Source organism: Pseudoclavibacter sp. RFBJ3 (assembly GCF_002931375.1).
In the GTDB taxonomy this organism is placed as follows: Bacteria; Actinomycetota; Actinomycetes; order Actinomycetales; family Microbacteriaceae; genus Pseudoclavibacter.
Map to the genome: position 1 here is coordinate 134,193 of NZ_PSXZ01000006.1, position 11,512 is coordinate 145,704.

10 protein-coding genes are annotated in these 11,512 nt (G+C 66.7%); all 10 read right to left on the reverse strand.

Going from position 1 to position 11,512, the window contains the following annotated elements; translation table 11 throughout:
* Positions 1-36: 36 nt before the first annotated feature.
* Positions 37-3,546, reverse strand: coding sequence for a DNA polymerase III subunit alpha (dnaE, locus tag C5E07_RS08165; protein ID WP_104241149.1), 3,510 nt, complete (start codon positions 3,544-3,546; stop codon positions 37-39).
* Positions 3,547-3,622: 76 nt separating this feature from the next.
* Positions 3,623-4,549: an RluA family pseudouridine synthase gene (locus tag C5E07_RS08170; protein WP_104241148.1), complete on the reverse strand. Its 927-nt coding sequence runs from the start codon at positions 4,547-4,549 to the stop codon at positions 3,623-3,625.
* A complete protein-coding gene (lspA, locus tag C5E07_RS08175; RefSeq protein ID WP_258063115.1) occupies positions 4,549-5,100 on the reverse strand; it encodes a signal peptidase II in 552 nt (183 codons plus the stop codon). The genes C5E07_RS08170 and lspA overlap by 1 nt, the downstream gene beginning before the upstream one ends.
* Positions 5,101-5,110: 10 nt before the next feature.
* Positions 5,111-5,857 (reverse strand): DivIVA domain-containing protein, encoded by a 747-nt coding sequence (locus C5E07_RS08180; RefSeq protein WP_104241147.1) that lies wholly within the window; start codon positions 5,855-5,857, stop codon positions 5,111-5,113.
* Positions 5,858-6,163: 306 nt separating this feature from the next.
* Entirely contained in the window at positions 6,164-6,448 is a 285-nt protein-coding gene (locus C5E07_RS08185; RefSeq protein ID WP_104241146.1) for a YggT family protein, read from the reverse strand.
* Between the two features lie 118 nt (positions 6,449-6,566).
* Positions 6,567-7,073, reverse strand: coding sequence for a cell division protein SepF (locus C5E07_RS08190; protein WP_104241145.1), 507 nt, complete (start codon positions 7,071-7,073; stop codon positions 6,567-6,569).
* Positions 7,074-7,106: 33 nt separating this feature from the next.
* A complete protein-coding gene (locus C5E07_RS08195) occupies positions 7,107-7,823 on the reverse strand; it encodes a YggS family pyridoxal phosphate-dependent enzyme (RefSeq protein ID WP_104299060.1) in 717 nt (238 codons plus the stop codon).
* Positions 7,824-7,830: 7 nt separating this feature from the next.
* Positions 7,831-9,057 (reverse strand): cell division protein FtsZ, encoded by a 1,227-nt coding sequence (gene ftsZ, locus C5E07_RS08200; RefSeq protein ID WP_104241143.1) that lies wholly within the window; start codon positions 9,055-9,057, stop codon positions 7,831-7,833.
* Between the two features lie 253 nt (positions 9,058-9,310).
* A complete protein-coding gene (locus C5E07_RS08205) occupies positions 9,311-10,033 on the reverse strand; it encodes an FtsQ-type POTRA domain-containing protein (RefSeq protein WP_104299061.1) in 723 nt (240 codons plus the stop codon).
* Positions 10,030-11,439, reverse strand: coding sequence for a UDP-N-acetylmuramate--L-alanine ligase (gene murC, locus C5E07_RS08210; RefSeq protein WP_104241141.1), 1,410 nt, complete (start codon positions 11,437-11,439; stop codon positions 10,030-10,032). The genes C5E07_RS08205 and murC overlap by 4 nt, the downstream gene beginning before the upstream one ends.
* Between the last annotated feature and the right edge of the window lie 73 nt (positions 11,440-11,512).

The following is an 11,512-nucleotide window of genomic DNA, read 5'->3' on the forward strand; positions in this document are numbered from 1 at the left end:
GGAGTGCCGTCGCGACAGCAACGGCCGAGGTGGGCGCTACTCCAGGCAGCTCGGCCCGAGGAGCGCCTTGAGCTCCCCGTAGAGGTCCTGCGTGATACGCACGCGGTGCGGCAGCTCGAAGCGGCGGATGACACCGGGAGTTCGCAGCCTGAGACGCACCTCGCTCTCGCCCGAGTGCCGCCGCAGCACCTTGCCGAGCGCATCCACGACGGGCTCGGTGGCGCGCGTGTCCGGGATCGTGAGCGTCAGGGTGCCGGCGTCCTCGGCCGCGGAGATCTTCGGCAGGGTCAGACCCTGCGCGTGGAGGTTCATGCCGTCGTCTCTCTTCGAGACACGGCCCTTGACGGCCACGATCACGTCGCCCTGGAGCTGCGTCTGGAACTCCTGGTAGGTCTTGCCCATGAACATCACGGTCATGGTGCCGCCGAAGTCCTCGACCTCGATCATGCCGTATGGGTTGCCTGAGTTGCGGGCGACCCGGTGCTGCACGCTCGTGATGAGGCCAGCGATCGTCACCTGAGAGCCGTCTTCGAGGTTCTCGGCCTGCGTGAGGTCGAGGATGCTCGTCGTCGCGAGCTTCGCGAGGTCGCGCTCGAGACCCGCGAGCGGATGATCGGACACGTAGAGCCCGAGCATGTCGCGCTCGAAGGCGAGCTTGTCTCTGCGGTTGAACTCGGGGCGGACGGGAACGTCGTCCTCCTCCGCCTCGAACTCGTCGAGTCCCGCGAACAGGTCGACCTGGCCGTGCGCCTCGTTCCGCTTCCGCGAGACCGCGACGTCGATGGCGTTCTCGTGGACCTCGACGAGCGCGCGGCGGGTGTTGCCGAGCGAGTCGAACGCGCCCGCCTTGATGAGCGACTCGACGGTGCGCTTGTTCGCCACCGTCGTCGGCACCTTCTTCAGGAAGTCGTGGAAGGACGTGAACGCCGTCTTCGACTCCCTGGCCTTCTGGATCTCCTCGACCACGTTCGCGCCCACGTTGCGGACGGCGCCGAGGCCGAAGCGGATGTCCTCGCCGACCGCCGAGAAGTTGACGAAGGACTCGTTGACGTCCGGTGCGAGCACGGTGATGCCCATGCGGCGGCATTCGTTGAGGTACATCGCGAGCTTGTCGCGGGAGTCGCCGACGCTGGTGAGGAGGGCGGCCATGTACTCAGCCGGGTAGTGCGCCTTGAGGTAGGCGGTCCAATAGGAGACCACGCCGTAGGCCGCGGAGTGCGCCTTGTTGAAGGCGTAGTCGGAGAAGGGCAGCAGGATGTCCCAGAGCATCTTGACCGCTTCGTCGGAGAAGCCGTTCGCGTGCATGCCGCCCTGGAAGCCAGCGAACTGCTTGTCCAGCTCCGACTTCTTCTTCTTGCCCATCGCTCGACGCAGGATGTCTGCCTGGCCGAGGGAGAACCCCGCGACCTTCTGCGCGATGGCCATGACCTGCTCCTGATAGATGATCAGGCCGTAGCTGGTGGAGAGGATCTCCTTGAGGGGCTCCTCGAGCTGCGGGTGGATCGGCGTGATCTCCTGCTCGCCGTTCTTGCGCAGCGCGTAGTTGATGTGCGAGTTCGCGCCCATGGGGCCCGGGCGGTACAGCGCGATGACGGCCGAGATGTCCTCGAAGTTGTCGGGCTTGAGCAGACGCAGGAGCGATCGCATCGGGCCACCGTCGAGCTGGAACACGCCGAGGGTGTCTCCGCGGGTCAGCAGCTCGTAGGCCCCGACGTCGTCGAGTTCGAGATCTTCCAGAACGAGGTCGATGTCGCGGTTCGCCTTGATGTTGACCAGCGCGTCGCTCACGATGGTGAGGTTGCGCAGGCCCAGGAAGTCCATCTTGATGAGGCCGAGGGACTCGCTCGCAGGGTAGTCGAACTGCGTGACGATCTGGCCGTCCTGCTCCCGCTTCATGATCGGGATGATGTCGATGAGCGGATCGCTCGACATGATGACGCCAGCCGCGTGCACACCCCACTGGCGCTTGAGGTTCTCGAGGCCACTCGCCGTGTCGAAGACCTTCTTCGCGTCCGGGTTGCTCTCGATGAAGGCGCGCATCTCGGAAGCCTCCGAGTAGCGCTTGTGCTCCTTGTCGAAGATGCCGCTGAGCGGGATGTCCTTGCCCATGACGGCCGCCGGCATCGCCTTCGTGAGCTGGTCGCCCATGGAGAACGGGTAGCCGAGCACGCGCGACGCGTCCTTCAGAGCCTGCTTCGCCTTGATGGTGCCGTACGTCACGATCTGCGCGACGCGCTCCGAGCCGTACTTCTCGGTGACGTACTTGATGACCTCGGACCTGCGGCGATCATCGAAGTCGACGTCGAAGTCGGGCATGGAGACGCGGTCGGGGTTGAGGAAGCGCTCGAAGATGAGGCCGTGGCGCAGCGGGTCGAGGTCGGTGATGCCCATCGCGTAGGCGGCCATGGACCCGGCACCGGATCCACGGCCGGGACCGACGCGGATGCCGTTGTCCTTCGCCCAGTTGATGAAGTCGGCGACGACGAGGAAGTAGCCGGGGAAGCCCATCTGGTTGATGACGCCGATCTCGTAGTCGGCCTGCTTGCGCACGTCGCTCGGGATCCCACCCGGGTAGCGCTTGCCGAGGCCGGTGTCGACCTCCTTGATGAACCAGCTGCTCTCCGTCTCTCCCTCTGGCACGGGGAAGCGCGGCATGTAGTTGGCGCTCTCGTCGAACTCCGCGGAGCAGCGCTCGGCGATGAGCAGCGTGTTGTCGCACGCTTCAGGGTGGTCGCGGAAGATCGCGCGCATCTCGGCGGCCGATTTGAGGTAGTAGCCCGTGCCGGAGAACTGGAAGCGGTTCGGGTCGTCCATGGTCGACCCGGACTGGACGCAGAGGAGCGCAGAGTGGCTGTCGGCATCGTGCGAGTGCGTGTAGTGGAGGTCGTTCGTCGCGACCAGCGGAAGGCCGAGGTCCTTCGCGAGCTTGAGCAGGTCGGGCATGACGCGGCGCTCGATGTCGATGCCGTGGTCCATGATCTCGCAGAAGTAGTTCTCCGCGCCGAAGATGTCTCGGAACTCCGCGGCGGCGGCGCGAGCTTCGTTGTACTGCCCGAGCCGCAGCCTCGTCTGCACCTCGCCGGAGGGGCATCCGGTCGTCGCGATGAGGCCCTTCGAGTACGTGTTGAGCAGCTCACGGTCCATGCGCGGCTTGAAGTAGTACCCCTCCATGGACGCGCGGCTCGAGAGCCGGAAGAGGTTGTGCATGCCCTGCGTCGTCTCGCTGAGCATCGTGATGTGCGTGTAGGCACCGGAACCGGAGACGTCGTCTCCCCCGCCGTTGCCCCACTTCACCCGAGTCCGGTCGCCGCGGTGCGTCCCCGGCGTCAGATAGGCCTCCGTGCCGATGATCGGCTTGATGCCGTGCTCCTTGGCTGCCTTCGCGAACTCGTAGGCGCCGAACACGTTGCCGTGGTCGGTCATCGCCACCGCGGGCATGCCCTGCTCGACAGCGGCCTTCATGAGCTCGCCGATCCGGGCTGCGCCGTCGAGCATCGAGTACTCGCTGTGGACGTGGAGGTGGGCGAACGAGTCTGCTGAAGGCAATGTCTCTCCGGGAAGAAGGGTGGATCGGCGCACCCATCTTAGATCGCCGGAGCGGGTCAGCGAGCGTGCCTGTGGACTACAGCTCGCCCTCGCGCAGCACCTCGAGCGAGTGCGCCAGGTCGTCGGGGTACTCGGTCGTGAACCGCACGGGCTCACCTGTTCTGGGGTGCGCGAACCCGAGCTCCTTCGCGTGCAGCCACTGGCGCTTGAGGCCGAGCTTCGCGGCGAGGATCGGGTCGGATCCGTAGAGCGGGTCACCGATGCAGGGATGGCGCTGTGCGGCCATGTGCACGCGGATCTGATGTGTGCGCCCCGTCTCGAGGTGCACCTCGAGGAGGGCTCCACGACGGAACGCCTCCGTGGTCTCGTAGTGCGTGACGGAGGGCTTGCCCTCGCTCGTCACGGCGAACTTCCACGAGGACCCTGGGTGGCGCCCGATGGGGGCATCGATCGTTCCGGAGAGCGGATCAGGGTGGCCCTGGACGACCGCGTGGTAGACCTTGTCGACCTCGCGGTCGTGGAAGGCCTTCTTGAGCTGCGCGTATGCCAGCTCGCTCTTCGCGACGACCATGAGTCCGCTGGTTCCCGCGTCGAGGCGATGCACGATGCCCTGGCGCTCGGATTGCCCGGACGTCGAGATCGTGAACCCAGCTGCTGCGAGCGCCCCCAGGACCGTCGGCCCATCCCATCCGATGGATGGATGCGCCGCCACGCCGACGGGCTTGTCGATCACGACGAAGTCGTCCTCATCGTGCACGATCTTGAGGTCGGGCACGGCGATGGGCACGACTTCGACCGGCCCAGCCTGCTGCCATTCGACGGAGATGACGGAACCCGCCATCATCCGGTCGGACTTGCCGACCTGCTTGCCGTCGATCGTGATGCCGCCGGCTGCCGCGATGTCGGCCACCTGCGTCCTGCTGAGCCCGAGCAGCTTCGAGACTCCCGCGTCGACGCGGGCCCCCTCGAGGCCGTCTGGGATCGGGATCGTCCTGGATTGCATCACGCGTCCTTCTTCGCCTTTGGTCGGCGCTTGCCGTCGAATCCGATGTCGAACAGGGTGAGCAGCACGAACGCCGACATCCCCACGACGATGCACATGTCCGCGACGTTGTAGATCGCCGGCAGCATCCAGGGCGTGTAGATGAAGTCGATGACGTGACCGACACCGAAGCCCGGCTCGCGGAAGAGCCGGTCCCAGAGGTTGCCGAGCGCCCCGCCGAGCACGAGCCCGAAGACGGCGGCCCACAGCTTCGAACCCAGCTTCCTGGCCACGACGACGATGACGATCACCATGATGGTCGAGACGCCCGTGAAGATCCACGTCGAACCTGCGGCGAAGGAGAAGGCCGCGCCGGGGTTCCTGACGAAATGCCATTGGAGGAATCCCCCGAGCACTTCGATGGTCTGGCCCTCGGTCATCGATCCGACGACGGCGGCCTTGCTGATCTGGTCGAGCGCAAACGCGCCGACGGCGACCGCGGCGAGCATCGCAAGAATGCGGATGCTCGGTCGCGATCGCCGTTCGGTGGTCTGCAGAGGTGTGTCCTCCACGTTCCGGTTGCTACTGGCCCGCTGGTGCGGAGCCTTCGAGGACGTCGCTGGCCTGACGGTTCAGGTCGTTGAGCTGTCCCTCGATGTAGGAGCGCAGGTTGTTGCGGTACTCGCGCTCGAAGATGCGGAGTTCCTCGATGCGAGCCTCGAGCTTCGTCTTGGTCTCCTCGAGGCGACCAAGGGTCTCGCGTTCCTTGGCCTCGGCCTCGGTGACGATCGTGCGGGCACGACCCTCGGACTCGGCCGTGATCTCGCGGGCACGCTTCTCGCTGTCGCCCTCGATCTGACGGGCGCGGGTCTCGGACTCGGCGACGATCTCTCGTGCACGGGTCTCGCCCGTTGCGATGATCTCGTCGCGCTTGCGGGTTCCCTCTTCGACGTGCTCGTCGTGGAGGCGACGGGCGAGCGCGATGAGCGAGCTGCTCGTCTCGGCCTCGTCTTCGCCCTGCGCGACGACGGGTGCGGGAGCTGCGGGCTGAGCGAGCGGAGCGATGGGCTCCGGCTCGGGCTCGGGCGCTGCCTCGACCTCGACGCTGGGCTCCTCGACCGGGGCGGGAGCGGCTGCGGCCGGCGCGTGATCGGCGCGAGCCTGTGCCTCTTCGAGCTGCTGACGAAGCTGCTCGTTCTCCCCCACGAGGCGGCGCATCTCTGCAACGACCTCGTCGAGGAAGTCGTCGACCTCATCTTGGTCGTACCCCTCGCGGAACTTGGTCTGCTGGAAGCGTTTGTTGATGACGTCCTCAGGAGTGAGTGCCATGTCGGCCACCTTTCGACTCTCTCTGCGATTGGTCTGTATCTGGTATAGACACTGAGTTTTACTTCAAGACTCTGGGCCTGACTTCAAGACATTGGATCTTGCTTCAAGACACTGGGTCTGACTTGACAACACTAGCGTTGCACAGGTGTGCGCGCAGAACGTTGCTGTGCTGCACAGCACATAGGTCACATTACGGCACTTGGGTCCCGCGCGTCACATTCTGCCGGGAAAGTCGGCATTGACCTCGTGGAATACGCCGATTCCGGCCATCCACGGGGCAGAACCGGGACCGGACGGCAGCCGCGCTCAGAGGAGACGGACGAGATTCGACGTGATGACGAGGGCGAACATCACGATGATCCAGGCGAGGTCGAGCGCGATGTTGCCGATGCGGAGCGGCGGGACGACCTTCCGAACCGCACGGAGGGGCGGGTCGGTCAACGAGTACACGCCTTCGCAGAGCACGAGGACGAAGCCCTTCGGCTTCCAGCGCGGGGCGAACATGCGCGCGTAGTCGAGGATCAGCCGCCCCCACATCACCATGATGTAGAGGCCGATGATGAAGCCGAGGATCGCGCCGAGGATGTTCATTCGTTTCCTGAGATGTTGTCGCGCAGACACGGCGACGGTGCACCCACTGGATGCACCGTCTCACCGTTCGCGCGAATGCGGGCCGGTCCGCCTGGCGGCAGAGCCTGACTGGATGGGGCTACTGGAAGAACGAGGCTTCCTTCTCCGCCTCGAGCTTGCTCGACTCGCCGTGGACGGCGATGTGCTGCGGAGAGAGCAGGAAGACCCGGCTCGTCACGCGCTCGATCTTGCCATACAGGCCCTGAGAAAGTCCGCTCGCGAAGTCGATGAGGCGACGGGCTTCAGCCTCGTCCATCTCCGAGAGGTTCATGATGACCGGGACGCCATCGCGGAAGTTCTCGGCGATGACCTGCGCGTCTTTGTTGTAGGCCTTCGGGTGGACCGTGAGGATCTCGTTCATTTCCGCCATCGCCGGGGTCGAAGTGTGCTTGGGAGCTTTGGTGATCGGAGTCACTGGCGCCGGCTTGGGGCGCTCGGTGACCACCGGGGAGAGCTGCGGCGAGGGGGCCGCCGTGGGCGACTGCCTCTGCTGCTGCTGCGCCTGGGGCGTCTCGTCGTGCAGATTCTGCTCGTCTTCGTCAGCAAGGCCCAGGTAGACCATGGCATTGCGCAGCGGGTTGGCCATTGTGCTCCTCCGTGTGTTCGGCGTGCGTCCACGCTACGTCCGGTCGGGGCGCTTTCCCGTGATTGCCGCGCCGATCCTTAGGTGTGTCGCACCGTTTTCGATGGCTTCCCTGAAATCGTTCGACATGCCCATCGAGAGTGCGGTGGCAGCTGGCGCGAGCGCCTGGATGCGCTGGCCCAGCTCCCTGAGCACGCCGAAGGATGCGCGCGGCTCCTCCCCCAGCGGGGCGACGCACATGAGGCCCTGCAGCTCGAGGGTCGGAGTGCGGAGCACGTGCTCGACGAGCGCGTCGAGCTCGTCGGGCTGGACGCCACCCCGGGTGGCGTCTGGCGTCATGTTGACCTGCACGAAGACGGGCAGCGGCCGCTCGCGCTCGATCGTCGACAGGGCGTCGACGAGGCCCGCGCGGTCGATCGAGTGCACGGCATCCGCGTACTGAGCGATCTGCCTGGCTTTCTTGGTCTGGATCTGACCGACGAAGTGCCACTCGAGCTCGGCGCGGCCGGCGAGCGCCTCGGCCTTGTCTCTCGCCTCCGGATGCCTGCTCTCCGCGAAGCGGCGCAGTCCGAGGTCGACGAGCTGGGCCACGAGCTCTGGACCGTGGAACTTGGTGACCGGGATGAGGGTGACCTCGGCGACGTCCCGGCCCGCGGCACTGCAGCTCTCGCCGATGGCCGCCTGGATCGCCGAGAGGCGCTCGGCCAGCGTCGAATGACCCTGGCCGAGCGCCTCCACTGCGTGCTCTGGCATGTGCGCCCTACTTGAGGAAGTCCGGGACGTCGAGGATGTCCTCTGCGTCGTCGTACGCCGCCTCTGGCTCGCGGCGCGGAGCGATCGTGGGAGCCTCAGCCGTCGACCAGGACGGGGCCTGCGCTACGGGGACCGGGGCCTGGACGGGCTCACGCTCGATGGGCGCGGCGGGGGCCGATGCGACTGCGGCAGCAGCAGCGCCGAGCCCGATCGCTCCGGTATTCGCCTGCTGCACGGGAGCCGCGGCGACCGCCGGGGCCGCCTGCTGCTCCTGGATCGTCTTGGGCTCGCCACCGGCGAAGCCTGCGGCGATGACCGTCACGCGCACCTCATCGCCGAGGGTGTCGTCGATGACGGCACCGAAGATGATGTTGGCCTCCTGGTGGACGGCCTCCTGCACGAGCTTGGCGGCGTCGTTGATCTCGAAGATGCCGAGGTTGGAGCCACCCTGGATCGACAGCAGGACGCCGTGGGCACCCTCGATGCTCGCCTCGAGCAGAGGTGAGGCCACGGCGAGCTCTGCGGCCTTGATGGCACGGTCCGCGCCTCGGGAGGAGCCGATGCCCATGAGGGCGGAGCCGGCACCCTGCATGACCGACTTCACGTCGGCGAAGTCGAGGTTGATGAGGCCAGGAGTCGTGATGAGGTCGGTGATGCCCTGCACACCGGCGAGCAGCACCTGGTCTGCCGTGGAGAACGCCTCGATCATCGAGATTCCGCGGTCGCTGATCTCCAGGAGACGGTCGTTGGGCACGACGATGAGGGTGTCGACCTCTTCCTTCAGGGTCGCGACGCCCTGCTCGGCCTGCTGCATGCGGCGGCGACCCTCGAAGCTGAAGGGCTTCGTGACGACACCGATCGTGAGGGCGCCGATCGACTTGGCGATGCGGGCGACGACCGGAGCGCCACCCGTTCCGGTGCCTCCGCCTTCTCCCGCGGTCACGAAGACCATGTCGGCGCCGGCGAGCGCCTGCTCGATCTCCTCGGCGTGGTCCTCGGCGGCACGGCGTCCGACCTCTGGGTCGGCTCCCGCTCCGAGCCCACGGGTGAGCTCGCGGCCCACGTCCAGCTTGACGTCGGCGTCGCTCATGAGCAGCGCCTGAGCATCGGTGTTGATCGCGATGAACTCGACGCCACGGAGGCCGAGCTCGATCATGCGGTTGACTGCATTGACGCCGCCGCCGCCGATGCCGACGACCTTGATGACGGCGAGGTAGTTGTTGGTGTTCGACACGTGTCCGGCCCCTCGTTGGCGTGTGGTGTGGATGAAGTACGGAGTGCACACCTCGGCGAGAAGCCCGAGAGCTTCAACCTCTACTTGAAGCTCAGAGATATGCGGTTTCCTGATTGCTTGCTTCGACGCTAGGTCGCGAAGCCCGCACGATCCGTGCAGTCCGCAGGTGTGTTGCGTTTTGCGCGGCGAATGACCGTGAGTCGCTTCAACCCCCACTTGAAGGTTTCCCCGTGACCGCCACCGCGGGCTCGCATCAGCGGGTGACGGGTGTCTCCGGACTCGACACGTCGTAGCTCGAGATGGACTGCTCGGCTGTCGCCGCGACGAGAGCCGCGAGCACCTCGGCCTTGCGGTCGGACTCCTCGGCGCTCCCCCAGACGACCTCCGCGCCGCTTCGCATCGTGAGGCGGACGTCGTCGATGCTCTTGGCCGTGACCGCAGCCACTCCGGAGCGGAACTCGACGGGAAGCGCGAGCGAGACCGCGGCTGCCGACGCGAACGCCTCGGAGTCGACTCCCTGCCCGTCGAGCTCGAGGGTGGGAATGTCGGCGGCGGGTTCCGGCTGCGTCCACAGCACGACTCCCGCTGCGTCCATGACGTCGTAGCCTGCCGGCACCTGGACGGTACCGATCGGGGAGCGCTCGACGATCGTCACGACGAGCCTGCTCGGAGGTTCGACTCGAATCGAGTAGCTCTGCACCAGCACGTAGGACTGCAACCGGGTCTCAACGTCCTCGTTCGTGACGAGGGCGAGCGGCTGGCCGTTGAGATCGGCGAGGGATGCGTCGACCTGCGCCTTGTCGACGCGCTCGGCGCCGGACACGACGATCTCCCGCACGGACATGATGGGGCTGTAGACGGCGACCGCCACGAACGCCACGAGGGCGGCGAGGGCCGCCGCGATCCAGAGCAGGATGCGACGACGCCGTCGCGCGCGCCAGGTGAATCGGCGCGCCTCGTCGCCGAGCACGCTCACGACTGGCCTTGCTCCTTCGCGCCGAGCGCGTCGAGGAGCTGGGGCACGATGAGGTTGACGTCACCGCAGCCGAAGGTGATCACGAAGTCGCCGTCGCGGGAGATCTGGGCCACAGTGTCGGCCGCATCCTGCCAGTCGGGGCGATAGGCGACCTTGCTCTGGTCGACGAAGGCGTTCTCCACCAGGGCCCCGGTGACGCCCTCGATCGGGTCCTCCCGAGCTCCGCACACGTCGAGCACGACGGTCTCGTCGGCGAGGCGCTCGTAGACCTCGGCGAACACGTCGCTCATCGCCAGCGTGCGCGAGTAGAGGTGGGGCTGGTGGACGGCGATGAGGCGGCCGGAGCCGACGACGGTGCGAGCCGCGGAGAGCGCTGCCTCGACTTCGGCCGGGTGGTGGGCGTAGTCGTCGTAGACGCTGACACCGTTCACCGTGCCGTGCAGCTCGAAACGGCGCTTGGTGCCTCCGAACTCCGAGAGCGCGTCGAGGACGGCGGCGGGCTCGAAGCCGAGCTGCACGAGGACGACGAACGCGCCGGTCGCGTTCAGCGCGTTGTGGACGCCGGGCACGTGCAGGAGCGCCGGGTAGTCGACGCCCTGCCAGGTGACGGTGAACCGGGTCTCCCCGCCCTCGGACGCGATGTCGGAGACGCGCGCGTCGGCCGACGGAGCCTGGCCGAAGGTCAGGATGCGGTCGTGGGAGAGCTTCCCGGTCAGCTCGACGGCGAGCGGGTCGTCGCTCGAGATGACGACGGCCTCGGTGGCGGCGTCTGCGAACTGGACGAACGCGGCCTCGAAGGCCTCGACGGTGCCGTAATGGTCGAGGTGGTCGTTGTCGACGTTCGTGATGAGCGCGATCGCCGTGTCGTAGAACAGGAAGGACCCGTCGGACTCGTCCGCCTCGACGACGAACGCCTCACCGGAACCCACCGCGGAGCTCGTGCCGAGCGCCGAGATGATGCCGCCGTTCACGAAGCTCGGGGAGGCATCGAGCGCGTCCAACGCCGTGACGACCATGCCGGTCGACGTGGTCTTCCCGTGTGCGCCTGCGACCGAGACGAGACGGCTTCCGCGCGTCAGCCAGACGAGTGCCTGCGAGCGGTGCAGGACGTTGAGTCCGCGCTGCTTCGCCAGGACGAGCTCCGGGTTGTCCGGCCAGAGGGCGCTCGTCACGACGATGGTGTCGGCGTCGCCGAGGTGCTCGGCGGCGTGCCCGATCTCCACCCGGGCTCCGCGTTCGCGAAGCTCCCTGGTCGCGTAGTTCTCGGTGCGATCGCTGCCGGAGACGGTGAGGCCACGGTCGAGCATCATGCGTGCGATGCCGCTCATGCCCGAGCCGCCGATGCCGATGAAGTGCACCGCGCCGATCTCATCGGGGATCTGCGCGGTGGCGTCTGGATTGATCATCTCTGCTCCTGGGTTCGCTCGGTCTTCGAGCTGCGCGGCGTATGCCACGTCGATGGTCGAGGGTACTCCGCCT